Here is a 25,524-nt window from a genome sequence, read left to right as displayed (position 1 = left end):
GCAAATGAATACGACAATTAAGAACCCCGTCTATCGCAAGCGCCTGCTGGCCCACCGCGTCGGCATCACGCTGTCGGTGCTGGCCATGGGCATCGGCCTGGCCTTCCTGGCCTGGATCCTGGGCACGCTGCTGTACAACGGCTTCGGCGCCCTGGCCGGCACCCTGTTCACGAACGACACCCCGGCCCCGGGCACGCCGGGCGGCGGGCTGCGTAACGCCATCGTCGGCTCGCTGATGATGGTCGGCCTGTCGACCCTGGTCAGCACCCCGATCGGCATCCTGGCCGGCATCTATTTGGCCGAGTACGGCGAGAACAACAAGTTCGCGCAAGTGACCCGCTTCGTGACCGACATCATGCTGTCGGCGCCATCGATCGTGATCGGCCTGTTCGTGTATGCGATCTACGTCGCCAACGTCCAGCACTTCTCGGGCTATGCCGGCGCGATCGCGCTGTCCCTGATCGCGGTGCCGGTCGTGGTGCGCACCACCGACAATATGCTGCGCCTGGTGCCGTCGAGCCTGCTGGAAGCGGCCTATGCCCTCGGCGCGCCGCACTGGAAGGTGGCGATGACGGTGCGCCTGCGCGCCGTGAAGGCCGGCGTCGTGACCGGCGTGCTGCTGGCCGTGGCCCGCGTGGCCGGCGAGACCGCGCCGCTGCTGTTCACCGCGCTGAACAACCAGTTCTACAGCCACGACATGAATGCGCCGCTGGCCAACCTGCCGGTCGTGATCTACCAGTTCGCGATGAGCCCTTACGATGACTGGCGTTCGCTGGCCTGGGGTGGTGCACTGCTCGTGACCGCTACCGTGCTGCTGCTGAACATCATTTCGCGCACCATGTTTGCCCAAAAGACCCCGCGTTAATCCCACTGATAAAAGACAAAGTGATGAACCAAGCCATGCTCAATACGACTCCGGCGCCGGCCGCCGCCAAAGCCAAGACGATCGAAATCCAGGGCCTGAACTTCTTTTACGGCAAAACGCAGAGTCTGAAAAATGTGTCGCTCGACATCCACGCCAAGCAGGTGACGGCCTTCATCGGCCCGTCGGGCTGCGGCAAGTCGACCCTGCTGCGCACTCTGAACCGGATGTACGACCTGTACCCGGGCCAGCGCGCAGAGGGTTCGATCATATACCGCGGCCGCAACATCCTGGAGCCGGGTGTCGACGTCAACATGCTGCGCGCCAAGGTCGGCATGGTGTTCCAGAAGCCGACGCCATTCCCGATGTCGATCTACGACAACATCGCCTTCGGCGTGCGCCTGTACGAAAACCTGTCGAAGGGCGAGATGGACGAGCGCGTCGAGTGGGCCCTGAAAAAGGCGGCGCTGTGGGAAGAAGCCAAGGACAAGTTGAACAAGAGCGGCCTGTCGCTGTCGGGCGGCCAGCAGCAGCGTCTGTGCATCGCGCGCGGCGTGGCGGTCAAGCCGGATGTGTTGCTGCTCGACGAACCGACCTCGGCGCTGGACCCGATCTCGACCGCCAAGATCGAGGAACTGATCAGCGAGCTGAAGCAGGATTACACGATCACCATCGTCACCCATAATATGCAACAAGCCGCGCGTTGCTCGGATTACACTGCCTACATGTATCTTGGCGAGCTGGTCGAATTCGGCGAGACCGACCAGATCTTCATGAATCCGGCGCGCAAGGAAACGCAAGACTATATTACCGGCCGCTTCGGCTGATTCCACCCGGTTGATCATTTTGCCGGCCAGGGCCGGCTTCACAAGAATATTTGACGGAGAAGTTATGACAGGCGAGCATTCATCCAAGCAGTACGACCAGGAACTCGAGGGCATCCGTTCCCAGGTCTTGCTGATGGGCGGCATGGTGGAAACCCAGTTCGAGGAAGCGCTCGAGTGCTTCCGCATCGGCGACATCGCGCGCGCCGAGCGCGTGATGGCCGAAGACCAGGCCGTCAACCAGCTCGAAGTCTCGCTCGACGACGCCTGCAGCCACCTGATCGTCAAGCGCCAGCCGACCGCCAACGACCTGCGCACCGTGATGGCCACCATCAAGGTCATCACCGATCTGGAGCGCATCGGCGACGAGGCGACCAAGGTCGCGCGCACCGCGAAAAGCCTGCACGAGCGCGGCACCACCGGCTTCGCCCACTACGACATGATCCGCACCATCGCCAAGGCGACTTCGGAACTGCTGCACGATTCGCTGGACGCGTTTGCCCGCCTGGACGGCAAGCAGGCCTTGCAGATCATCGCCGGCGACGAGGTGGTCGACCACGAGTTCCGCACCATCCTGCGCACCATGGTCACCTACATGATGGAAGACCCGCGCACGATCTCGTCGGCGCTGGACACGCTGTGGGTGGCGAAGGCGATCGAGCGCATCGGCGACCACGCCAAGAACATCGCGGAATACGTGATCTACGTGGTCGAAGGCCGCGACATCCGTCACAGCAAGGTGATCCTCGACGACCAGCCGGCGGCTTGAGCATGGCGGACAATACCTCCGTCCTGGTGGTCGAAGACGAGCCGGCGATCGTCGAGCTGGTGACGTATTCGCTGCGCGAGGCAGGGTGGGACATCCGCACCGCCGACACCGCCGCCGGCGCCTGGGAAAGCATCAGCCGGGGCAAGCCCGACCTGCTGCTGCTGGACTGGATGCTGCCCGACCAGAGCGGCCTGCGCTTGCTGTCGCGGCTGCGCGCCGACCGCGATTTCCAGGACCTGCCGGTGATCATGCTGACGGCAAAGAGCATGGAAGAGGACAAGCTGGCGGGCCTGAACAACGGCGCCGACGACTACATCACCAAGCCGTTCTCGCCACGCGAGCTGCTGGCGCGTTCGCGCGCGCTGCTGCGCCGTAAATCGCCGCACCTGGCCGAGGCGCCGCTGCGCGCCGGCACGGTGACGCTCGATCCGAACAGCTGCACGGTGACGGTCGAGAACCAGCAGATCGACATCGGCAATGCGGAGTACAAGCTCCTGAAGTACCTGATGGCGCATCGGGAGCGCGTGTTCTCGCGCGCCCAGCTGCTCGACAAGGTGTGGGGCGACCACGCGGTGATCGAGGAGCGTACGGTCGACGTGCACGTGCTGCGGCTGCGCAAGGCGCTCAAGAGCGCGGACGGTTTGATCCGGACCGTGCGCAGCGTCGGCTACATGCTGTCCGAGAAATAAGCGGTGTCGAAGGACGCGATGAATCCCAAGCTGCTGTTCTGGGTGCCGGCGCTGCTGCGCACGGCGCTGTTGTTCGCCGCGGCCGGCGTGGTGTGGTGGTGGTTCGGCCCCGTGGCCGGACTGGCGCTGGCCCTGGCCGGCATGGCGGCCGCCGTGTTCACGCAACTGTCGTACCTGTACAAGCTGGGCGAGTGGCTGGACGAGCCGCACAGCACGCGCCTGCCGGACGGCTGGGGCGCCTGGACCGATGCGTTCGCGCGCTTGTATCGTCTCAGGCGCGACGACGAGCGCCACCAGGCCGAACTGACCGAGTGGCTGGCGCGCTTCCGCCAGGCGATGCACCTGCTGCCGGAAGGCGTGGCCATCATGGACGACGTGCTGTTCCTGGAGTGGTGCAACCCGGCGGCGGAGAAGCACCTGGGCCTGACGATGGAGCGCGACAAGGGCCTGCGCGTCACGAACCTGGTGCGCCATCCGGACTTCATCGACTACATCGTGCTGGGGCGCTACGAGCAGCCGCTGACGCTGTCGTTCCGCGGCCGCAAGCTGGAATGCCGCATCATCCCGTTCGAGAACCGGCGCCAGATCCTGGTGACGCACGACGCCACCGACACCGAGCGCATCGAGGCGATGCGGCGCGACTTCATCGCCAACGCCTCGCACGAGCTGCGCACGCCGCTGACGGTGATCGTTGGCTTCCTGGAGATCGCGATGTCCGACCCGGGCATCGACGTCGCCACGCGGATGGCGCACCTGAACCTGATGACGGAGCAGGCGCACCGGATGCAGCGCCTGATCCAGGACATGCTGACCCTGTCGCGGCTGGAGTCGGACGAGTATCCGCTCAAGCGCGAGCGGGTGGACGTGCGCAGCCTGGTCGAATCGATCGCCGCGGAGGCGCGCGCCCTGTCGGGCGGCCGGCACCAGATCGAGGTGGCGGTCGACGGCCCCGACGTGATGGGCAGCATGGAAGAACTGCGCAGCGCCTTCGCCAACCTGGCCTCGAACGCGGTGCGCTACTCGCCGAACGGCGGCACGATCCGCCTGGCCTGGACCCGTCGCGCCGACGCCCTGAGTTTCGCGGTGACGGATTGCGGCATCGGCATCGACCCCGAACACATCCCGCGCCTGACCGAGCGCTTCTACCGCGTCGACAAGAGCCGTTCGCGCGAGACCCAAGGCACCGGCCTCGGCCTGGCAATCGTCAAGCACGTCCTGCTGCGCCACGGCGGCAAGCTGACGATCACCTCACAGCCAGGCAAGGGCAGCACCTTCTCCGCCGCGCTTCCCAACACCTCGCTGCCCGCCTGACCCTGATTGCGTATCGGCGTCGGGCGCCCATGGCGGGCCGGCAGGACCGTCAGAGGCGCTGTGGCGTGTCGAGGACGCGATCGGCCGGGCAATATATTAGACAAGTGCCGTGCTTTTGTATATCTTTGCCCCCTTACTTCGGAGGCAAGATTTGGGCAGCGACAATTTATCACCGCAACACGCAGCCTATGCATTCGGCCTGGACCTGGTCCGCTTCGGCTGCGCACTGATGGTGGCGCTGTTTCACTTTACCTGGCGGATGCCGAACGAGGCCGATATCATGCCGTTCGGTTGGGTCGGGGTACAGGTCTTCTTCGTCGTTTCGGGCGTCGTCATCGCCAACTCGGCCATCGCCTCCACGCCCTACCGGTTCGCCCGCAACCGCTTCCTGCGCCTGTATCCGGCGGCCTGGATCGTCGCCGCGATCAGCTTCGCGATCCTGTCGGTCGTGCCCGCGCCGGCCTATCACGCGCTGGGCATCGGCGTGAATCCCGCGTGGCGGGCGCTGGCCAGCTCCGTGGTGCTGGTGGGCGAGGAAGCGCTGGCCACCGCCTATTGGACCTTGCCGATCGAAATCGCCTTCTATGCCCTGGTGTTCATCGTACTGCTGCGGGCAAGGGCGGGGCTGCGCGCGGTGGCGCGGCTGCTGGCCGTGGCCAGCAGCGCCTATCTGGTTTCCCTGTTCTACCTGGTGGCGTCGACGTCGGGTCCGGGCGCGCTCGACCTCGGCTACGGCCTGAAGAACATGCTCCTGCTGCGCCACGGGGTCTTCTTCGCGATCGGGATCTATTTGTGGATGGCGACGCAGCGGCAGCCGCTGGACCGCAGCGACCGGGTCCTGTTCGGGCTGTCCCTGGGCGCGGCGGCGCTCGAGATCGTCTGCCGCTCGGTGAGCCTGACGACCATCTTTGCCGCCGGCGACGCGGGGCCCCTGGACATCAGGTGGGTGACGGTCGGCGCGCTGCTGTCCTTCGCGGCCCTGCTGGCGGTGATCCGCGTCTCCTTGGTCAATGCGCAGCGCTGGACGCCTTCCGCGCGCGCGGGGGCCAGGATACGGATGCTCGGCCTGGTCACCTATCCGTTCTACCTGGCGCACGAGGTGGTCGGCGGGGCGATCCTCGTTGCCGCCACCGGCAATGGCCTGGGCCGGCCTGCCGGCCTGGCGCTGGCCATCGCCGCGACGCTTGCCGTGGCCTGGCCGATCGCCGCGCTCGCCGAACCGGCCCTCAGGCAGGCGATCGTCCGCGGCGCGAGATGGGTGCGCGGTTCGGGCGCGCGCACCACGATGACCCTGGGCGCCAACGGGCGGCTGCCGAAATAGGACGACAGGATCGGTGTCAAGCCAGCAGGGCCACCAGCACGGCCAGCGCCGGCACGCCGATCCAGGCCGCCTGGATCGCCCGGCGCGGCGCATACTGCAGCAGCAGCGTGACGCTCCAGGCGGCCAGCGACAGCACGCCGCACCACACGACCGGTCCGATATGCCAGCCGCTGGCCGCGATGCAGGCGCCGAAGGACAGCGCCAGTGCGAGCCAGCCGAGCAGGCGCAAACCCAGGCGCAGGCCCGCGTCCGGTTCCGCGCCGCGGCCGTGGATGTCGGCGTAATGGCGGTCGATCGACAGGCCCTTGGCGGCGAAGCCGCTATACGCCAGCGCGGCGCCGGCCAGGATCAGCGCACTCATGCAGCCTCCAGCTTGTCGGTGGTCACGTCGGCCTTCACGTCGGCCGGCGCGCGCATTGATGCCGCCGCCGGCTTCTTCGGCCTGCCCAGCCACCAGGCCGCGTAGCCGAGCAGCAGGCCGAGCGCCAGCACCACCAGGTCGAAGCCGGCCACCGCGTGCAGGGCCGGACCGCCGAACAGGGTCACGCCCAGATGGGTGTCGGTGGTGAGCGCGTTCAGCACCGGAATCCCGGCCAGCAGCATGGCGCCCAGCGTCAGCTGGAAGCGCCACATCGCGCGCGTCGGGCGAATCTGCGCCAGCAGCGCCGCCAGACCCCAGGCGACGAAGAAGCAGTTGGCCTCGAGGTTCGTGCGCTGCGCGATCTCGACCGGCAGCAGGCGGTTGGCCCAGAAGTAGACGGCGAAGGCGATCGGCAGGCCGGCGATGGCGCCGATGTTCAGGGCGTCGACCAGGCGCACCCCGACGCCGGCCTTGCCGCCTTTCGCGATCGCCCTGGCGTATTTCTGGCGCTCCTTCACGCCCCACAGCAGGGCGCCGGTGGCGACCATCGCGGTGCCGGCCAGGCCGCACACGAAGAACAGCGCGCGCAGCAGCGGGTCGGCGAAGTGGGCCACATGCAGGCCGTAGATCGCGGCGCGCGCGTCCAGCGTCGTGCTCATCGGCTTGGGCCCTGACAGCAGCGCGCCGCTCACGCCGTCGAAGGTCATGGTGGGTTCGATGTTCGACAACTGCTGGCCCGAAGGACGATGCAGCGCCACCCGGGCGTTGGCGTCGTTCGGATTGCTCACCACGATCCGGGTCGGCGCCTGGCCCCAGGTGCGCTCGGCCTGCAGCAGCATCGGCCCGATGTCGGCCAGCGGCGCGAATTGTTTCGCCGGCTTCACCCGCTCGGCATTCGGGAACACGTCCGCGAACATGACGTTCTGCTCGGCGCCGTACAGCGCCATGGTGGGCGAGGGCATGTACATGAACATCAGCGTGACCAGGCCGGTATACGTGATCATCAGGTGGAACGGCAGGGCCAGCACCGCCGTCGCGTTGTGCGCGTCCAGCCACGAGCGCTGGCCCTTTCTGGGGCGGAAGGTGAAGAAATCCTCGAAGATGCGCTTGTGCGTGATCACGCCGCTGACGATCGCCACCAGCATGGACATGGCGGCGATGCCGACGATCCAGCGGCCCCAGATCGCCGACATGTAGTACAGGTCGAAGTGCAGGCGGTACAGGAACTCGCCGCCGCGGGTGTCGCGCGGGGCGGCGGTATGCTCGCCGGTCATGGGATCGAGCGTGAAGTTCTGGGTGCGGAAGGCGGCGCGCCGCTCTTCGCGGCTCATGCCCTTGCGCGGCGGATTGGTCCAGCTGGCGTAGATCAGCGGATTACGCTCGTGCGGCAGGTCGAGGAACCAGGCATTGGCCTTCGGGGCGCGCTGCTGCAGTTCGCGCACCGCGAGCGTGGCCGATTCGGCTGGCGTCACCTTCGAGGGCGCATCGGCCGCCTTGTGCAGTTCGGGCTTCATCCAGAACGTGATCTCGTGCTTGTAGTAGGCGGCGGTGCCGCCCATGAACACCAGCAGCAGCAGCCAGCACACCAGCAGGCCGGACCAGGTGTGCACCCAGGCCATCGATTGGCGCAGGCCTTCTTTCATGACGTCCTCCCGGCGAGCCACAGGATGGCGCCCAGCACGCCGCTGGTTGCGACCACGCCGACCCAGGCGCGCAGCGCGCTGCCGGTGGCGAACACCCACAGGATCACGCAGGTATAGACCACGAAGGAGAGCAGGGTGGCGATGGTGACGGCGTCGGCGCGCGGCAGCGGCAGCGCGATGGCGATCAGCGCGCTGGCGATCGCGGTCAGCACATAGCCGCCGCCGATGGCCGCGGCCGCGCGCGCAGCCACGCCGCCGCGGTAGCGCCAGGTGAGGGTAGTCATGAGACTCTGGCCTTTCTATGCAAAAACAGACGGCGATCAGTGCTGCGCGCCCGGCGCCAGCGCAGGACCGGCAGGCAGGGCGGCGATGCCTTTCGGCTGCGCGACGGTCAGCGAGGACGTATGGCTGGCGCTGGCGTACTGGACGCCGGCGCGCTCGCCGCCGGTCTTGTCGGTATGCGCGGTTTCCAGCACATAGGTGCCCTTCCACGGCAGGTCGAACTTCACCGCGCCGTTGGCGTCGGCCAGCGCTTCCTTCGACCAGCCGCTCGGCACGGTGATCGCCACCTTCGCCTTCGGCAGCGGCCGGCCCTGATAAAACACCCTGAATTCTCCGGGGGTGCCGGTCGGGACGATGTCCAGCGCCAGCTTCGGCTGCTGCGCGGCGAAGCTGGTCGCCAGGCGCGCGGCCGGGATCCAGATGTGCTGGCGGGTCGTGCCGTCCTCGGTCGTTTCCCAGCCCGGATAGGCATTGTCTTCGGCCACGATCGCATCTCCCGCTGCCAGGCTGGCGCCGCCGACCACATAGCCCCTGGTGGTCTTCTCGAGCCTGAGCCCGGTCTCACCGGACGCCTTGAGCAGGGTCGCGCGCGGCGCGACCAACTTGTCCAGCAGGCCCGGCGTGGTCTCGCGCTGGTTCAGGCCGAACTCGCCGAACTGCAGGGTCACGGTCTTGCCGTCCTGTTCCAGCCAGACATGGTGGGCCTGGGCGGCGGGTGCGATGGCGGCAAGGGCGAGCAGCAAGGAGAGCAGCGGTTTCTTCATGGTCGTCTTTCTTTTATTCAGGTTTATTTAATTCGATGATGCCCCCGCTATTCCAAAATAAAGAATGTCTTTTTTGGCTTAGGCACCGAATATGTGCATTGCATCAATTATTGAACAAGAATTATAATGCGAATCATTCTCATTATCAAAACACTTTCAAGGAGTGATCATGTTGCGCCCAGTGCCATCCGTTGTATCCCACCCAACGCCCATCGCCCGTCTCGTGCGCCAGGCCACTGCACTGTGCGCAACCGCAGCCCTGCTGTCGCCGCTGACTGCCATGGCGGCAGCGCCGGAAGCGCCGGACGACATCGCGGCGGACGCGATCCCCACCGTCAACATCACCGGCAGGCACGACGCCACCACCGAGAAGAGCAAGTCCTTCGCCACCCGTTCCTCGACCCTGTTCAAGGGCGAGCAGGACATCCGCGACACGCCGCAGCCGGTAACCGTCATCACCCGCCAGTTCATCGAAGAGCGCAACCTGCTCGACCTGACCGACGTGCTCACCAATACCGCCGGCATCACGGTCGAGTACACCGACAGCGAGCGCCTCGGCTACAACGCGCGCGGCTTCGGCATCGATGCGATGCAGATCGATGGGCTGAGCTACAAGCAGTCCGGCTCGGCCTTCATCCAGCCCGACACGGCGGTCCTGGACCGGGTCGAACTGCTGCGCGGCGCGTCGGGCATGCTGCGCGGCTCCGGCAATCCGTCGGCCACCGTGAATATGGTGCGCAAGCTGCCTACCCAAACGTTTCAGGCGTCGGCCGGCCTGACGGTCGGCTCGTGGGATCGCCGCCGCGTCGAGGTCGACGTGTCGACCCCGTTCAATGAAAGCGGCTCGGTGCGCGGCCGGGTGGTGGCGGTCAAGGACAAGAAGGACTTCTTCCAGAACGGGCGCGAAGAAGACCGCGAAGTGCTGTATGGCGTGGTCCAGGCCGACCTGTCGCCGCGCACCACGGTCACCGCCTGGCTGCAGCACACCGATCTCGACGCCACCGGCGCCTGGGGTGGCATACCGGGTAATTTCGACGGGACGTCGCTGAACATGCCGATCGGGACCGGCCTGAGCGCCGCCTGGAATCGCTGGAACCGCTACAACGACCAGGCCCAGATCGGCGTCGAGCACCGCTTCGACAATGGCTGGAGCGTGCGTGCGAATGCCGGCTATCTCGGGCTGCGCATCAAGCCGAATGGCTTCAAGCAGTCGTACATCACGCGCACCAGCACCACCAATCCCTACCTGATGGACATCACGACGTCGCAATACACCGGCGACGACAGCCGCCAGCAGGCGCTGAGCATCGTCGCCGACGGCCCGTTCACGCTGTTCGGACGCAAGCATGCGCTGGTGGTGGGCGCCGAGCGCGTCTACGACCGGACGATCGCGACCTACGGCGTGGGCAGCCTGTTCAGGCAGACCATCGATATCCGCACCTTCGATCCGTATTCGAGTTATCCGGAACGCGAAGTGACGACGATGCCGGCCGGCGGCAATCCACCGACGGTGACGACCAATAACGGCACCTTCGCCACCGCCCGCATCGCGCTGGCCGACCCACTGACCCTGTCGCTCGGCACGCGCCTGAGCTGGTGGGAAACCGAGAACCGCGCCAACGGCAGCGGCTACAAGGTGACGCGCGAAGCCACGCCGTATGTCGGCCTGGTCTATGACCTGTCGAACGAGATCAGCGCCTATACCAGCTATACCGAGATCTTCACGCCCCAGAACGTGCGCGGCGCCGACGGCAACCTGCTCGAGCCGATCACCGGCGAAGACATCGAGCTCGGCCTGAAAGGGGCGTTCTTCGGCGGCCGCCTGAACGCCTCGGTCGGCCTGTTCCAGGTCGAGAACGTCGGCCGCCCGATCGAAGACGCGTCGTCGATCAATCCCTGCCTGCCGTACTTCACCACCGGCTATTGCCGCATCGCCGGCGGCAAGCAGCGCAGCGAAGGCCTGGAGGCAGAAGTGTCGGGTGAGGTCCTGCCTGGCTGGCAGCTGATGGCCGGTTATACCAACACCCGCACCAAATACGTGCGGGACACCGCGGCCAATACCGGCCAGCCGCTGCGCAGCATCGATCCGAAACACCAGCTGCGCCTGTTCACCAGCTACAGCCCGAACCGCTCCGGCCCGGGCTGGACCGTCGGCGGCGGCGTCAACATGCAGAGCGATTCCTTTGTACGCGGCGGCGGCCTGACCGCGACCCAGGGCGGCTACGGCGTCGCCAACGCCATGTTCGCCTGGCGCTTCAGCGACAAGCTGTCGGTCCAGGCCAATGTGAACAATCTGTTCGACAAGGTCTACTACAAGAAATTCGGCCCGACCGGCCTGGCCTGGTACTACGGCGATCCGCGTAACGTGTCGGTGAGCCTGCGCGGCAGCCTGTAACGATCGCCGCCCGCCCACCCTGGGTGGGTTGGATGTGCTCGGGAGAACGAGCCGAGGTACAATCGTCGCCTCGTTCCTTTCCGTACATTCCATGGTTTCTCGTCGTTCTTCCCTCGTGGCCTGCGCCGCGCTGCTGCTGGCAGCCTGCGGCAGCACCCCGACTCCGGCTCCCGTCGTCGCCTCGCCCGTTGCCGCCTCCCAGGCGGCGCCGCTTCCGCCCAAGAAAATCCGCATCGGCCTGGCACTCGGCGGCGGCGCCGCGCGCGGCTTCGCCCATATCGGCGTGATCAAGGCCCTCGAGGCCCAGGGCATCTATCCGGAGATCGTCGTCGGCACCAGCGCCGGCTCGGTGGTCGGCTCGTTGTATGCATCGGGCCTGAACGGCTTCGCCCTGCAGAAGACGGCCCTGACCATGGACGAGGCGACCATCTCGGATTGGGCCATGCCGTGGCTCAGCAAATCCAGCGGCCTGCTCAAGGGGGAGGCGCTGCAGAACTATGTGAACAAGGCGATCGGCAATGTGCCGATGGAAAAGCTGAAATTGCGCTTCGGCGCCGTGGCGACCGACCTCAAGACAGGCCAGCCGATCCTGTTCAACCGCGGCAATACCGGCATGGCGGTGCGCGCGTCGTCGGCCGTGCCGAGCGTGTTCCAGCCGGTAAAAATCGGCAACAAGGAATACGTCGACGGCGGCCTGGTGGCGCCGGTGCCGGTGCGCTACGTGCGCGAGATGGGCGCCGATTTCATTATCGCCGTCAATATCTCGAGCGCGACCGAGGGCGCGGCCACGGCCAGCTCGCTCGACGTCCTGATGCAGACCTTCAGCATCATGGGCCAGCGCCTGAACCATTTCGAATTGAAGGACGCCGACATCGTGATCACGCCGGCGCTCGGCAATATGGGATCGAGCGATTTCGGCGGACGCAATCTCGCCATCCTGGCCGGCGAGCAGGCCGCTGCCGCCGTCATGCCGCAAATTAAGGCCAAGCTCAAGCTCCGGCAGCAAATTCCATAAGAAAGGCGACACCATGAACACCAAACCCTACCTGACCCTGGCGGACGTGAAGAAGATCGGCGCCGCCGCCGAAGCCGAAGCCGTCAACAACGGCTGGAACGTCTCGATCGCCATCGTCGACGACGGCGGCCACCTGCTGTGGCAGCAGCGCCTGGACGGCGCGCCGCCAGTCTCGTCGTATATCGCGCCCGCCAAGGCCAATACCGCCGCGCTCGGCCGCCGCGAATCGAAGATCTATGAAGACGTCATCAATGGCGGCCGCATGTCCTTCCTGAGCGCGCCGAAGCTGGAAGGCATGCTCGAAGGCGGCGTGCCGGTGATCGTCGACGGCCACGTGATCGGCGCCGTCGGCGTCTCGGGCGTCAAGTCGGAACAGGACGTGCAGATCGCGAGGGCAGGGATTGCCGCCCTGAACGCCGCTTGATGGCATATTGCGTGCGCCATATTGTGCACCCAACATAAGTTTCAGCAGGGCAGGGAAGATGGCAGGGTGCGTCATCTTCCGGCAATTTGCGAGAGGGTATGTGGCAGCGCCGCATTGCCGAACATCAGAGTTCGCGCTATAATTCGGAAGTTTATCTAATTCAAACTTAGCCGTAGCGCATACCCACCATCCCTCATTCAACATGACCTCCAACACCGGGCGGCTCCACTGCGTCCAGGACAGTTGGATGTCGGTCTGACGTGGCGAAGCTACGGCAACTTTTTCGGGAGTTGCCCTTGCCGCCATTTTTTTCTGGCCCCTCCGTTCCAGCCATCCTGGCGCTTGCTGACGGGACCATCTTCAAAGGAGTTTCCATTGGTGCCGTCGGTCATACGACCGGCGAAGTGGTGTTCAACACCGCGATCACCGGCTACCAGGAAATCCTGACCGACCCGAGCTACTCGCGTCAGATCGTCACCCTGACCTATCCGCACATCGGCAACTACGGCGTAAACAGCGCCGACGTCGAAGCGGGCAAGGTGCACGCCGCCGGCCTGATCATCCGTGACCTGCCGCTGCTGGCCTCGAACTTCCGTTCGACCCAGTCGCTGGGCGACTACCTCAAGCAAGAGAACGTGGTTGCCATCGCCGGCATCGACACCCGCAAACTGACCCGCATCCTGCGCGAAAAAGGCGCCCAGGCCGGCGCGATCCTGACCGCCTCCCAGGGCGCGGAACCGTCGCCAGCCCAGGCGCTGGAACTGGCGCGCTCGTTCCCGGGCCTGGCCGGCATGGACCTGGCCAAGGTTGTTTCGGTGACCGAGCCCTACGAGTTCACTGAAACCGAATGGAAGCTGGGTGAAGGCTACGGCAAGCAGACCAATCCGCGCTACCACGTGGTCGCCTTCGACTATGGCGTCAAGCGCAACATCCTGCGCATGCTGGCCGAACGCGGCTGCAAGGTCACCGTGCTGCCGGCGCAATCGACCGCCGCCGACGCCCTGGCCCTGAACCCCGACGGTATCTTCCTGGCCAACGGCCCGGGCGACCCCGAGCCATGCGACTACGCCATTGCGGCCTCGCGCGAGCTGATCGAGAAGGGCATCCCGACCTTCGGCATCTGCCTCGGCCACCAGATCATGGCGCTGGCCTCCGGCGCCAGGACCATGAAGATGAAGTTCGGCCACCACGGCGCCAATCACCCGGTGCAGGACCTGGACAGCAAGAAGGTCTTGATCACCTCGCAGAACCACGGCTTCGCGGTCGATCCGGAAACCTTGCCGGCCAACTGCCGCGTGACCCACGTTTCGCTGTTCGACGGCTCGCTGCAGGGCTTCGCCCGCACGGACAAGCCGGCCTTCTGCTTCCAGGGTCACCCGGAAGCCTCGCCCGGCCCGACCGACGTCGCCTACCTGTTTGACCGCTTCATCGGCCTGATGCAAGCAGCGGAGAAAAAATAATATGCCAAAACGTAGTGATATCAAAAGCATCCTGATCATCGGCGCCGGTCCGATCGTCATCGGCCAGGCAGTCGAATTCGACTACTCCGGCGCCCAGGCCTGCAAGGCCTTGCGCGAAGAAGGCTACAAGGTCATCCTGGTCAACTCGAACCCGGCGACCATCATGACCGACCCGGAAACGGCGGACGTGACCTATATCGAGCCGATCACCTGGAAGGTCGTCGAGCGCATCATCGAGAAGGAGCGTCCCGACGCGATCCTGCCGACCATGGGCGGCCAGACCGCGCTCAACTGCGCGCTCGACCTGCACCGCCACGGCGTGCTGGACAAGTACAAGGTCGAGCTGATCGGCGCGACCCCGGAAGCGATCGACAAGGCCGAAGACCGTTCGAAGTTCAAGGACGCGATGACCAGGATCGGCCTGGGCTCGGCGCGTTCGGGCGTGGCCCATTCGATGGAAGAAGCGTGGAGCGTGCAGCGCGAGCTGGGCTTCCCGACCATCATCCGTCCTTCGTTCACGATGGGCGGCAGCGGCGGCGGCATCGCCTACAACGAAGAAGAATTCGAACAGATCTGCAAGCGCGGCCTGGAGGCATCGCCGACCAATGAGCTGCTGATCGAAGAGTCGCTGCTCGGCTGGAAAGAGTACGAGATGGAAGTCGTTCGCGACAAGAACGACAACTGCATCATCATCTGCTCGATCGAGAACCTGGATCCGATGGGCGTGCACACCGGCGACTCGATCACGGTCGCGCCGGCGCAGACGCTGACCGACAAGGAATACCAGATCATGCGCAACGCGTCGATCGACGTGCTGCGCGAGATCGGCGTCGACACCGGCGGCTCGAACGTGCAGTTCTCGATCAACCCGAAAGACGGCCGCATGATCGTCATCGAGATGAACCCGCGCGTGTCGCGTTCGTCGGCGCTGGCCTCGAAGGCCACCGGCTTCCCGATCGCGAGAGTGGCGGCCAAGCTGGCGGTCGGCTTCACGCTCGATGAGCTGCGCAACGAGATCACCGGCGGCGCGACCCCGGCCAGTTTCGAACCGTCGATCGACTACGTCGTCACCAAGATCCCGCGCTTCACCTTCGAAAAATTCCCGACCGCCGACAAGCACCTGACCACGCAGATGAAATCGGTCGGTGAAGTCATGGCGATGGGCCGCACCTTCCAGGAATCGTTCCAGAAAGCCCTGCGCGGCCTGGAAGTCGGCGTCGACGGCCTGAACGAAAAGACCCGCGACCGCGAAAAGATCGAGGAAGAACTGGGCGAGCCGGGGCCGGAACGCATCTGGTACGTGGGCGACGCCTTCGCCCAGGGCTTCACCCTGGAAGAAGTGCACAATCTGACCAAGATCGATCCGTGGTTCCTGGTGCAGATCAAGGAGATCGTGGACATCGAGCTATGGCTCGAGAACCAGACCCTGGAGTCGCTCGACAGGAACGTGCTGTACAAGCTGAAGCAGAAGGGCTTCTCGGACCGCCGCATGGCCTTCCTGCTGAAGGTCGACCCCAGCGCCGTGCGCGCCCGCCGCCACGAGCTGAACATCCGTCCGGTGTACAAGCGCGTCGATACCTGCGCCGCCGAGTTCGCGACCAATACCGCGTACATGTACTCGACGTACGACGAAGAGTGCGAATCGAACCCGACCGACAAGAAGAAGATCATGGTGCTGGGCGGTGGCCCGAACCGCATCGGCCAGGGCATCGAGTTCGACTACTGCTGCGTGCACGCCGCCCTCGCCATGCGCGAAGACGGCTACGAGACCATCATGGTCAACTGCAATCCAGAGACCGTGTCGACCGACTACGATACCTCGGACCGCCTGTACTTCGAGTCGCTGACCCTGGAAGACGTGCTCGAGATCGTGGAACTGGAAAAACCGGTCGGCGTGATCGTGCAATACGGCGGCCAGACCCCGCTCAAGCTCGCGCTGGACCTGGAAGCCAACGGCGTGCCCATCATCGGCACCTCGCCGGACATGATCGACGCCGCCGAAGACCGCGAGCGTTTCCAGCAACTGCTGCAAAAACTGGATCTGCGCCAGCCGCCGAACCGCACCGCGCGCACCGAAGCCGACGCCCTGGCGCTGGCCGAAGAGATCGGCTACCCGCTGGTGGTGCGTCCTTCCTACGTGCTGGGCGGCCGCGCGATGGAGATCGTGCACGAGCAGCGCGACCTGGAGCGCTACATGCGCGAAGCGGTCAAGGTCTCGCACGATTCGCCGGTGCTGCTCGACCGCTTCCTGAACGACGCGATCGAAGTCGACGTCGACTGCATCTCGGACGGCGAAGCCACCTTCATCGGCGGCGTGATGGAACACATCGAACAGGCCGGCGTGCACTCGGGCGACTCGGCCTGCTCGCTGCCGCCGTACTCGCTGTCCCAAAGCACCATCGATGAACTCAAGCGCCAGACCTCGCTGATGGCCAAGGCCCTGAACGTGGTCGGCCTGATGAACGTGCAGTTCGCGATCCAGCAGTCGGAACAGGACGGTCAGACCGTCGACACCGTCTACGTGCTGGAAGTGAACCCGCGCGCTTCGCGTACCGTGCCGTTCGTCTCGAAGGCGACGGGCCTGCAGCTGGCCAAGATCGCGGCGCGCTGCATGGTCGGCCAGACGCTGGCGCAACAGGGCATCACCAAGGAGGTGATCCCGCCGTTCTACAGCGTCAAGGAAGTCGTGTTCCCGTTCGTGAAGTTCCCTGGGGTCGACACCATCCTGGGACCAGAGATGAAATCGACCGGCGAAGTGATGGGCGTGGGCGCCACCTTCGGCGAAGCCTTCGTGAAATCGCAGCTCGCCGCCGGCATCAAGCTGCCGAAGTCGGGCACCGTGTTCCTGTCGGTGAAGTCCTCGGACAAGCCGCGCGCGGTCGGCGTGGCGCGCGACCTGGTCAAGCTGGGCTTCGACCTGGTGGCGACCAAGGGCACCGCCGCCGTGATCTCGGCGGCCGGCATCCCGGTGCGTTCGGTGAACAAGGTGCTGGAAGGCCGTCCGCACGTGGTCGACATGATCAAGAACCACGAAATCGTCATGGTCGTGAACACGGTCGAGGAAAAGCGCAGCGCGATCACCGACTCGCGCACGATCCGTACCTCGGCACTGGCCTCTCACGTGGTGACCTACACCACGATCGCCGGCGCCGAAGCGGCGATCGAGGGCATGCCCCACATCGACGAACTGCGCGTGTACGATTTACAAGGCCTGCATAAAACCTTACACTAAGCACACGCAGTACCCGTAGGACAGCTTAGTACACAAGTGAACCACAGAGCTCGCGCGGCCTTGGCGCCGCGTGCCTCTGTGGTTTTCGCTTTGAGACGCTACGGGTGTCCCGTACAACACAAACAGCAGAGAACCATGAACACACCACTGACCAAATTCGGCGCAGAACTCCTGAAAGAAGAGCTGCACCAGCTCAAGACCAAGGAGCGCCGCATCGTGATCGACGCGATCGCCGAGGCGCGTTCGCATGGCGACCTGTCCGAAAACGCCGAGTACGACGCCGCCAAGGAACGCCAGGCCTTCGTCGAAGGACGCATCGCCGAGCTGGAAGGCAAGCTCTCCACCGCCCAGGTCATCGATCCGTCCACGCTCGACGCCGACGGCCGCGTGGTGTTCGGCGCCACCGTCGACCTCGAAGACCTGGAGTCGGGCCAGAAGGTCACCTACCAGATCGTGGGCATCGACGAAGCCGACCTGAAACTGAACAAGGTCTCGGTGACCTCGCCGATCGCGCGCGCACTGATCGGCAAGTTTGCCGAAGACGTGGTCGAAGTGCAGGCCCCGTCGGGCCCGCGCGAGTACGAAATCCTCGAAGTCCGCTACGTCTGATGGAAGCGGCGGCGGCCAGCGGTGTGAAAGCGGGGCGCTTGCCGGCGGCGCGCCTGCTGGTGGCCGCGCTGTGGACGGGCGTCCTGTGGGCGCTCGGCTATATCGCGGCGCCGGCGGCGTTTTCCGTCCTGGGCAGTAGCCAGGCGGGCGACCTGGTCGCGGTACTGCTCACGCGCCAGGCGTGGCTGTCGATTGCCTGCGCCGTGGTGCTGCTGGTCTTGCTGCGGGTGTCGGGCGACCTGGCGCCGCCGCGCCGCAAGTTCCTCAGCCTGCTGGTGCTGGCGATGCTGGCGTGTACGCTCGTGGTGTTCGTCGGGCTGCAGCCGGCCATGGCGCAATTGCGCGAGCTGGCAGGGCCGGGCGGGGTGAGGGCGTCGCCGTACTGGACGCAGTTCGCCGTCATGCATGGGGTGTCGCAGCTGTTCTATCTTGTGCAGAGCTTGCTCGGGGCATGGCTGCTGGTCAGGTTGCGTTAATCAAGCTGCATTGAACGCGCGGACCGTACCGACGTAAAAAAACCGGGTTGCCCCGGTTTTTTTGTTCACTTGTTCAGCGAATTTTTCTTGGAACTGGTCTGGCGCGGCTTGGCGCGCTTGATGTTGCCGCCGGCGGTGACGCGTTCGTTCCCTTTCAGCATGACCTTGGTGACGCTCGGCTTCTTGGTGCCGCTGGCGCTGGCCTTGACGATGGTGACTTCGCGCATGCCCGGGCCCGATTTGCCGCTGCGTTCCTTGACCGCCTCTTTCTTGGGGCGGTAGAGGACGAGCAGCTTGCCGATGTGCTGGACCGGCGCCGCTTCGAGGTCGGCGCAGATCTGCTCGTACATGGCGACGCGCGCTTCGCGGTCGTCGCCGAACACGCGCACCTTGATCAGGCCGTGCGCATCGAGGCTGGCCGAGATTTCCTTGACGACGGATTCGGTAAGGCCGGCTTCGCCGATCATGACGACTGGATTGAGCCCGTGTGCTTCTGCGCGCAGGGCGCTGCGCTCGGCCGGTGTAAGTTTGATCATAACAATTCTTTTTTGATGTACCTATAAAAGCAGTATTCTACGCGAATGGCCAAGAACAAATTAAACAAAAACTGGTTGCACGACCACATTAACGATCCCTACGTCAAACTGGCCCAGAAAGAAGGCTTCCGCGCCCGCGCCGCCTACAAGCTCAAGGAGATCGACGAGCAGGAGAAGCTGATCAAGCCCGGCCAGGTCATCGTCGACCTCGGCTGCACTCCGGGCAGCTGGGCCCAGTACACGCGGCGCAAGCTGGCCGGGGCCGACGGCGGCGGCATCAATGGCACCATCGTCGGCCTCGACATCCTGCCGATGGAGCCGATCGCGGACGTGCAATTTATACAAGGCGACTTCCGCGAGGAAGACGTGCTGACACAGCTCGACGAAGTCTTGTCCGGCCGCAAGGCCGACCTTGTGCTTTCCGATATGGCGCCCAATTTGTCGGGAATCAGCCATGCCGATGCAGCGCGCATGGAACATTTGATCGACCTGGCGATCGAATTTTCGCAGCTTCATCTGAAGCCGGGCGGTGCGCTGGTGGTTAAATGTTTTAAAGACATGGGTTTCACGCAAATCCTTGAAAAATTCCGGACCGAATTCAAGACCGTGAAGCAGATCAAGCCGAAGGCCAGCCGCGACAAATCGTCCGAGATCTTCCTGCTTGGCCGTGGCTTGAAGAATCCCGCGGACTAAGGCGGGCGATTCATTCTTTAAACGGGTAGAATTTCCTCTTGAAATCTCCATGCGCGCCCACACATCAGCCGCGTGATCCCTCCGGTCCGGTGCCATGGAATTGTATGCAATGTGCCGGCGGGATGTAAAAAGATAGTATTTCGGCACTATTGCCTGCACCGCGTGGCGGTGTCGGCTTATTGCGAGTAAAATCGGAATACTGAAATCGGTAGAGATGCGAATGCATCGGAGGAGTGCTCGTGAATAATATGTTTTCCAAATCCGCCATCTGGGTGGTCGTCGCGCTGCTGTTGTTCATGCTGTTCAAGCAGTTCGACACCCATAGCGTCGCCGGCGGCAGCAAGACCATTGCTTATTCCGAGCTGCTCGATGAGATCAAACAACGTCGCATCAAGGATGTGACGATCGAAGGCTCGAACATCACCGCCACCCGCAGCGACGATTCGAAGGTGCGCGCGACCGCGACCATCCTGGACCGCGGCCTGATCGGCGACCTGCGTGAAAACGGCGTGCGCTTCGACGTGAAGCCGCCGGAGGAGCCATCGTTCCTGCAGCAGGTATTCATTTCGTGGTTCCCGATGCTGCTCCTGATCGGCGTCTGGGTGTTCTTCATGCGCCAGATGCAGGGCGGCGGCAAGGGCGGCGCTTTCTCCTTCGGCAAGTCGAAGGCGCGCATGCTCGATGAAACCAATAACACCGTCACCTTCGCCGACGTCGCCGGTTGCGACGAAGCGAAAGAAGAAGTCTCGGAAATCGTCGACTTCCTCAAGGATCCAACCAAGTTCCAGAAACTGGGCGGCCGCATTCCACGCGGCGTGCTGATGGTCGGTCCTCCGGGTACCGGTAAAACCCTGCTGGCGCGCGCCATCGCCGGCGAAGCGAAGGTGCCGTTCTTCTCGATCTCGGGTTCCGACTTCGTCGAGATGTTCGTCGGCGTCGGCGCGTCGCGTGTCCGCGACATGTTCGAGAACGCCAAGAAGCATTCGCCCTGCATCATCTTCATCGACGAGATCGACGCGGTCGGCCGTCACCGCGGCGCCGGCATGGGCGGCGGCAACGACGAACGCGAACAGACCCTGAACCAGCTGCTGGTCGAGATGGACGGCTTCGAAGCGCAATCGGGCGTCATCGTGATCGCCGCCACCAACCGCGCCGACGTGCTGGACAAGGCGCTGCTGCGTCCGGGCCGTTTCGACCGCCAGGTGATGGTGGGCCTGCCGGACATCCGCGGCCGCGAACAGATCCTCAACGTGCACATGCGTAAAGTGCCGATCGGTACCGACGTCAAGGCCGACATCCTGGCGCGCGGCACCCCGGGCTTCTCGGGCGCCGACCTGGCCAACCTGGTCAACGAAGCCGCGCTGTTCGCCGCGCGGCGCAGCAAGCGCCTGGTCGAGATGATCGACTTCGAGGACGCCAAGGACAAGATCTATATGGGTCCGGAGCGCAAGTCGATGGTCATGCGCGAGGAAGAGCGCCGCAACACGGCCTATCACGAGTCGGGCCACGCGGTGGTCGCCAAGCTGCTGCCGAAGGCCGATCCGGTGCACAAGGTCACGATCATGCCGCGCGGCTATGCGCTGGGCCTGACCTGGCAGCTGCCGGAACACGACAGCCTGTCCGGTTACAAGGACAAGATGCTCGAGGAAATCTCGATCCTGTTCGGCGGTCGTATCGCTGAAGAGATCTTCGTCGGTCAGATGTCGACCGGCGCCTCGAACGACTTCGCCCGCGCGACCAAGCTGGCGCGCTCGATGGTGACCCGCTTCGGCATGTCCGACAGCATGGGCGTGATGGTCTACGAAGACAGCGAGAACGACGGCTTCTTCGGCGGCGCCACCAAGACCATTTCGGAAGCGACGCAGCAAAAGGTCGACGCCGAGATCCGCGCCATCCTCGACACGCAGTACGCGCTGGCACGCCGTCTGCTGGAAGAGAATCGCGAAAAGGTCGAAATGATGACCAAGGCGCTGCTCGACTGGGAAACCATCGATTCCGAGCAGATCAACGACATCATGGCCGGCCGCGAGCCGCGCCAGCCGAAGACTGTGCTGACCAAGCGCACGCCGCCTGGCGACAGCGGCTCGGGCGGTGTGGCGCCGAATGCCACCGCACCCGCCTGACGCTGTCTCTCCCCTCAAAGGCACCCGTCAGGGTGCCTTTTTTGTTTTTTCCGCCATGACCAAAAAACTGCAATGCGGCCACTTCAGCTTCGCGCTGGAGGGAGCTGAATCTGCCTATCCAGTGGTGATGGGCATCCTGAACATTACCCCCGATTCGTTTTCCGACGGCGGCCGCTTCCAGGGCCTTGAATTCGCGCTGACCCATGCCGAGACCATGATCAGGGACGGCGCCACGATGATCGACATCGGCGGCGAATCGACCCGTCCCGGCTCGCCGGGCGTGCCGCTCGACGAAGAGCTGCGGCGCGTGATGCCGACGCTGTACGCGCTGCGCACGCTCGACGTCGCGCTGTCGGTCGATACCTGCAAGCCCGAGGTCATGCGCGAAGCGCTGATCGCCGGCGCCGACATGATCAACGACATCAACGGTTTTCGTGCGCCGGGCGCGATCGCCGCGGTGCAGGACAGCGACTGCGGCCTGTGCGTGATGCATATGCAGGCCACGCCGGAAACCATGCAGCAGGCGCCGCAGTACGACGACGTGGTGGGGGAGGTGATCGCCTTCCTGCGCGAGCGGGTCGACGCGATGACCTTGGCCGGCATCGAGCGCGAGCGCATCTGCGTCGATCCTGGTTTCGGCTTCGGCAAGACGGTGGAACACAACTATGCCTTGCTGCAAGGCTTGCAGCGCATGCGTGACGAACTCGATTTGCCGGTGCTGGCCGGCATGTCGCGCAAATCCATGATCGGCGCCGTGACCGGGCGACCGGTCGAACAGCGGGTGGCCGGCAGCATCGGCGCGGCATTGGCTGCGGTAGCGCATGGCGCTAGAATCGTGCGTGTGCATGATGTGGCGGAGACTGTCGATGCCCTGAAGGTGTGGCATGCGGCGATGCATCCCCCCTCGGTCCTGTAAAAATCGTTTCAATAAGAGAAAAGAGAACTAGATGGCACGGAAATATTTCGGCACCGATGGCGTGCGCGGCACGGTGGGCGTAGCGCCCATTACTCCTGAATTCGTGATGCGTCTCGGCTATGCCGCCGGCACCGTCCTGGCCAAGGGCCGCAAGTCGAGCAGCGGCCGTCCGGTCGTCCTGATCGGCAAGGACACCCGCATCTCGGGCTACATGCTCGAAGCCGCGCTGGAAGCCGGCCTGTCGGCCGCCGGCGTCGATTCGATGCTGGCCGGTCCGATGCCGACCCCGGCCATCGCCTACCTGACCCGCGCGCTGCGCCTGCAGGCCGGCGTCGTCATCTCGGCCTCGCACAATCCCTTCCAGGACAACGGCATCAAGTTCTTCTCGGAACACGGCACCAAGCTGCCGGACGCCGTGGAGCTCGAGATCGAGGAAGCGATCGACGAGCCGATGGGCTGCGTCGCCTCCGATAAACTCGGCCGCGCGACCCGCCTGCGCGACGCCCAGGGCCGCTACATCGAATTCTGCAAGAGCACCTTCCCGAACGAACTCGACCTGCGCGGCCTGAAGATCGTCGTCGACAGCGCCCACGGCGCGGCCTATAACATCGCGCCGCACGTGTTCCACGAACTGGGCGCCGAGGTGATCTCGATCGGCGCCCAGCCGGACGGCTTCAACATCAACGCCGGCTTCGGCGCCACCGCGCCGAAGGCGCTGTCCGAAGCCGTGGTGGCCAACAAGGCCGACCTCGGCATCGCCCTGGACGGCGACGCCGATCGCCTGATCATGGTCGACGCCGACGGCCGCGTCTACAACGGCGACGAGCTGCTGTACGTGATGGTGCGCGACCGCATGAGCACGGGCCCGGTGGCGGGCGCCGTCGGCACCCTGATGACGAATATGGCGCTCGAAGTCGCCTTCAAGCAGATGGGCATCGGCTTCGCGCGCGCCAAGGTCGGCGACCGCTACGTGCTCGAAGTCATGAAAGAGCGCGGCTGGCTGTTCGGCGGCGAAGGCTCGGGCCACCTGCTGGCGCTGGACAAGCACAGCACCGGCGATGGCATCGTGTCGGCGCTGCAAGTGCTGTCGGCCCTGGTGCGTGGCAATAAATCGCTGGCGGAATGCTGCAGCGAGCTGCAACTGTTCCCGCAGACCCTGATCAACAAGAAAGTCACGCCGGGCTTCGACTGGACGCTTGATTCGGCGCTGGTGGCCGAGAAGGAAGCGGTCGAGCGCGAACTGGGCGACAACGGCCGCGTGCTGATCCGTGCATCCGGCACCGAACCCTTGATCCGCGTGATGGTGGAAGCGAAAGAGGCGGCCGTGGCCGAAAGCATGGCGCGCCGCATCGCGGACAAGCTGGCAGCATGACGGAATCGCCAGTCTGGCCGAATGCTGGCCAGGGCTGGCATTTCGCGTCGCCATCGCTTATAATGTTTCTCACGGCGGAGTGTAGCGCAGCCCGGTAGCGCACCTGGTTTGGGACCAGGGGGTCCAAGGTTCGAATCCTTGTACTCCGACCAAAAGATTCATCAAGGCAGGCCGTCATCGACGGCCTGTTTTGTTTTCCGCATCGCTACGCCGGCTGCGCTTGCACTGTCACATTGCAAGCATCAATGCTAACGGTTTATAGTAGCGCCTCTTCCAGGCCGCCCTTAGCTCAGTTGGATAGAGCAACAGCCTTCTAAGCTGTGGGTCACACGTTCGATTCGTGTAGGGCGGGCCACTTCTGCTTACTCAGCGCGCCCGTTCAGGTCACGATGAACTCGTAGCCAGCCTCGAGCGAACCAATGACCCTGGCCTGGTTTTCCGGGCTTTCGCTGAACCCCACCACCATGTCGGCCACGGTGATCGCCTTGCTGTCCAGCGCCTGCTTCCAGAAAGCGAATCCATCGGCGTCCGGCGCGCGGTCGAGCACGTTCGCATAGAGCAGGGTGATGATGTCGGCATTGCTGGCTGCGGCGCCGACCAGCTTGCCGAACTCGGCCGAGTGCACGAAAGCGTCCGCCACCGCGTGCAGGCTGGCCCCGTCACCCATCTGGCCGATCCAGTAGCCGAGTCCACCCTTGTCCGGCGTACGGTCGAAGGCCGCCTGGTACAGGCGGTAGGCCTCGGCCGGAAAGCCCGTGGTCTCGTAGGAAATGTAGTCGCCGCCCTCGAAGGACAGCCGCTCGACGTTGCGCAGGGTGTCGACGCCGTCGAGACCCAGCAGGTCGGTGACCGTGATCGTCCCGTCCTTCACGCTGACCGCGTATTCGTCGCGATAACCCTCCAGCACGAAGGTGTCGATGCCGGCGCCGCCGTCGACGATGTCGTCCGAGCGGGTACCGTACAGCATGTCGTGGCCGCCGGCGCCGACGATGGCATTGGTCGGAGGGTAGACCGGCGCCCGGTCTTCGTACACGTTCAGGCTGGCATAGGTGTCGTAGTAGTCCTGGCTCCATGATGCGTCGATGTAGTACCAGCCGGTATAGGGCGCGACGAAGGAGGCGTAGTCATAACCGTAGGCGCCGCTGCCGTCGTCGCTGGCGATTTCCTTGCCCAGGTCGTCGAACACGCGCAGGTCGACGGGATCGAAGTAACTGCCGCTCTGGACCGTGTACGCCATGCCCCTGGTGGCGTGGAAGACGAAGACGTCGTCCTGGCTGGCATACGGGTCGTGGGTGCCGAAGTGGGCGGTGCGGCCGTAGTACTGGCCGAGCTCCGGGTCCTGCACCGGTCGCAGGTCGAGCCGCCAGGCCCAGTCCATCTCGTTCGGCGTCAGGGTGTACCGGTGATCCTGGGAATAGTTTGGCATGATGGACCTCGCGCAATGTGA

General features: G+C 64.7%; 23 protein-coding genes and 2 tRNA genes. 19 read left to right on the top strand and 6 right to left on the bottom strand.

The window, feature by feature from the left end; all coding sequences use genetic code 11:
- The first annotated feature begins 4 nt into the window (after positions 1–4).
- The 6 genes from pstA (at position 5) to DIR46_RS03715 (ending at position 5,776) form a co-directional block, all read left to right on the top strand.
- Positions 5–865 carry a phosphate ABC transporter permease PstA gene (gene pstA, locus DIR46_RS03740; protein WP_109347891.1) on the top strand — a complete coding sequence of 287 codons (861 nt, stop codon included), beginning with the start codon at positions 5–7 and terminating at the stop codon, positions 863–865.
- A 23-nt stretch (positions 866–888) separates the two neighbouring features.
- Positions 889–1,689 carry a phosphate ABC transporter ATP-binding protein PstB gene (gene pstB / locus DIR46_RS03735; protein ID WP_109344038.1) on the top strand — a complete coding sequence of 267 codons (801 nt, stop codon included), beginning with the start codon at positions 889–891 and terminating at the stop codon, positions 1,687–1,689.
- A 64-nt stretch (positions 1,690–1,753) separates the two neighbouring features.
- The gene (gene phoU / locus DIR46_RS03730) at positions 1,754–2,455 is read left to right on the top strand and encodes a phosphate signaling complex protein PhoU (RefSeq protein WP_109344037.1); all 702 of its coding nucleotides are present in this window, start codon (positions 1,754–1,756) and stop codon (positions 2,453–2,455) included.
- Positions 2,456–2,457: 2 nt separating this feature from the next.
- Entirely contained in the window at positions 2,458–3,144 is a 687-nt protein-coding gene (locus DIR46_RS03725) for a response regulator (RefSeq protein ID WP_109344036.1), read from the top strand.
- A gap of 18 nt (positions 3,145–3,162) precedes the next feature.
- Positions 3,163–4,455, top strand: a complete 1,293-nt coding sequence (gene phoR, locus DIR46_RS03720; protein ID WP_109344035.1) for a phosphate regulon sensor histidine kinase PhoR — start codon at positions 3,163–3,165, stop codon at positions 4,453–4,455.
- Positions 4,456–4,606: 151 nt separating this feature from the next.
- Positions 4,607–5,776, top strand: a complete 1,170-nt coding sequence (locus DIR46_RS03715; protein WP_109344034.1) for an acyltransferase family protein — start codon at positions 4,607–4,609, stop codon at positions 5,774–5,776.
- Between the two features lie 16 nt (positions 5,777–5,792).
- On the opposite strand, the gene DIR46_RS03710 is transcribed toward DIR46_RS03715, so the two are convergent.
- Genes DIR46_RS03710 through DIR46_RS03695 form a run of 4 tightly spaced genes read right to left on the bottom strand, consistent with a single transcriptional unit; the run spans position 5,793 to position 8,826 of the window.
- Entirely contained in the window at positions 5,793–6,137 is a 345-nt protein-coding gene (locus DIR46_RS03710; protein ID WP_109344033.1) for a DUF3325 domain-containing protein, read from the bottom strand.
- Positions 6,134–7,780: a PepSY-associated TM helix domain-containing protein gene (locus DIR46_RS03705; RefSeq protein ID WP_109344032.1), complete on the bottom strand. Its 1,647-nt coding sequence runs from the start codon at positions 7,778–7,780 to the stop codon at positions 6,134–6,136. The genes DIR46_RS03710 and DIR46_RS03705 overlap by 4 nt, the downstream gene beginning before the upstream one ends.
- Positions 7,777–8,064, bottom strand: a complete 288-nt coding sequence (locus DIR46_RS03700; RefSeq protein ID WP_109344031.1) for a DUF3649 domain-containing protein — start codon at positions 8,062–8,064, stop codon at positions 7,777–7,779. Before DIR46_RS03700 ends, DIR46_RS03705 begins: the two co-directional genes overlap by 4 nt.
- Before the next feature lie 36 nt (positions 8,065–8,100).
- The gene (locus DIR46_RS03695; RefSeq protein ID WP_109344030.1) at positions 8,101–8,826 is read right to left on the bottom strand and encodes a DUF4198 domain-containing protein; all 726 of its coding nucleotides are present in this window, start codon (positions 8,824–8,826) and stop codon (positions 8,101–8,103) included.
- A gap of 169 nt (positions 8,827–8,995) precedes the next feature.
- On the opposite strand from DIR46_RS03695, the gene DIR46_RS03690 reads away from it, so the two are divergent.
- The 7 genes from DIR46_RS03690 to DIR46_RS03660 all read left to right on the top strand — a co-directional run bounded on the left by DIR46_RS03690 (position 8,996) and on the right by DIR46_RS03660 (position 18,437).
- Positions 8,996–11,221, top strand: coding sequence for a TonB-dependent siderophore receptor (locus DIR46_RS03690; protein ID WP_109344029.1), 2,226 nt, complete (start codon positions 8,996–8,998; stop codon positions 11,219–11,221).
- Positions 11,222–11,312: 91 nt separating this feature from the next.
- A complete protein-coding gene (locus DIR46_RS03685) occupies positions 11,313–12,236 on the top strand; it encodes a patatin-like phospholipase family protein (RefSeq protein ID WP_109344028.1) in 924 nt (307 codons plus the stop codon).
- Positions 12,237–12,249: 13 nt separating this feature from the next.
- The gene (locus DIR46_RS03680; RefSeq protein ID WP_109344027.1) at positions 12,250–12,660 is read left to right on the top strand and encodes a GlcG/HbpS family heme-binding protein; all 411 of its coding nucleotides are present in this window, start codon (positions 12,250–12,252) and stop codon (positions 12,658–12,660) included.
- A gap of 296 nt (positions 12,661–12,956) precedes the next feature.
- Complete coding sequence (gene carA, locus DIR46_RS03675) at positions 12,957–14,120, top strand: glutamine-hydrolyzing carbamoyl-phosphate synthase small subunit (protein ID WP_109344026.1); 1,164 nt, start codon at positions 12,957–12,959, stop codon at positions 14,118–14,120.
- Position 14,121: 1 nt separating this feature from the next.
- Positions 14,122–17,352 (top strand): carbamoyl-phosphate synthase large subunit, encoded by a 3,231-nt coding sequence (gene carB / locus DIR46_RS03670; protein WP_109344025.1) that lies wholly within the window; start codon positions 14,122–14,124, stop codon positions 17,350–17,352.
- A 135-nt stretch (positions 17,353–17,487) separates the two neighbouring features.
- Entirely contained in the window at positions 17,488–17,961 is a 474-nt protein-coding gene (gene greA / locus DIR46_RS03665; protein WP_109344024.1) for a transcription elongation factor GreA, read from the top strand.
- Positions 17,961–18,437 carry a DUF4149 domain-containing protein gene (locus tag DIR46_RS03660; RefSeq protein ID WP_109344023.1) on the top strand — a complete coding sequence of 159 codons (477 nt, stop codon included), beginning with the start codon at positions 17,961–17,963 and terminating at the stop codon, positions 18,435–18,437. The genes greA and DIR46_RS03660 overlap by 1 nt, the downstream gene beginning before the upstream one ends.
- Before the next feature lie 65 nt (positions 18,438–18,502).
- On the opposite strand, the gene yhbY is transcribed toward DIR46_RS03660, so the two are convergent.
- Positions 18,503–18,973: a ribosome assembly RNA-binding protein YhbY gene (gene yhbY, locus DIR46_RS03655; protein WP_109344022.1), complete on the bottom strand. Its 471-nt coding sequence runs from the start codon at positions 18,971–18,973 to the stop codon at positions 18,503–18,505.
- A 45-nt stretch (positions 18,974–19,018) separates the two neighbouring features.
- Here yhbY and DIR46_RS03650 point away from each other — a divergent pair, with 45 nt between their 5' ends.
- From DIR46_RS03650 to DIR46_RS03625, 6 genes are all read left to right on the top strand, one after another.
- Positions 19,019–19,666, top strand: a complete 648-nt coding sequence (locus tag DIR46_RS03650) for an RlmE family RNA methyltransferase (protein WP_109344021.1) — start codon at positions 19,019–19,021, stop codon at positions 19,664–19,666.
- A gap of 239 nt (positions 19,667–19,905) precedes the next feature.
- Entirely contained in the window at positions 19,906–21,789 is a 1,884-nt protein-coding gene (gene ftsH / locus DIR46_RS03645) for an ATP-dependent zinc metalloprotease FtsH (RefSeq protein WP_005669764.1), read from the top strand.
- 55 nt (positions 21,790–21,844) lie between these two features.
- Positions 21,845–22,705, top strand: a complete 861-nt coding sequence (gene folP, locus DIR46_RS03640) for a dihydropteroate synthase (RefSeq protein ID WP_109344020.1) — start codon at positions 21,845–21,847, stop codon at positions 22,703–22,705.
- Between the two features lie 31 nt (positions 22,706–22,736).
- Complete coding sequence (gene glmM, locus DIR46_RS03635) at positions 22,737–24,077, top strand: phosphoglucosamine mutase (RefSeq protein WP_109344019.1); 1,341 nt, start codon at positions 22,737–22,739, stop codon at positions 24,075–24,077.
- A gap of 75 nt (positions 24,078–24,152) precedes the next feature.
- A tRNA-Pro gene (locus DIR46_RS03630) sits at positions 24,153–24,229 on the top strand.
- A gap of 126 nt (positions 24,230–24,355) precedes the next feature.
- Positions 24,356–24,432, top strand: a tRNA-Arg gene (locus DIR46_RS03625).
- Positions 24,433–24,456: 24 nt separating this feature from the next.
- Here the strand turns inward: DIR46_RS03625 and DIR46_RS03620 are convergent.
- Positions 24,457–25,503, bottom strand: coding sequence for a DUF4214 domain-containing protein (locus DIR46_RS03620; RefSeq protein WP_162819426.1), 1,047 nt, complete (start codon positions 25,501–25,503; stop codon positions 24,457–24,459).
- Between the last annotated feature and the right edge of the window lie 21 nt (positions 25,504–25,524).

This window comes from Massilia oculi (assembly GCF_003143515.1).
In the GTDB taxonomy this organism is placed as follows: domain Bacteria; phylum Pseudomonadota; class Gammaproteobacteria; order Burkholderiales; family Burkholderiaceae_D; genus Telluria; species Telluria oculi.
The sequence above is the reverse complement of the archived record's forward strand: the minus strand, read 5'-3'. Positions and strand labels throughout refer to the sequence as shown.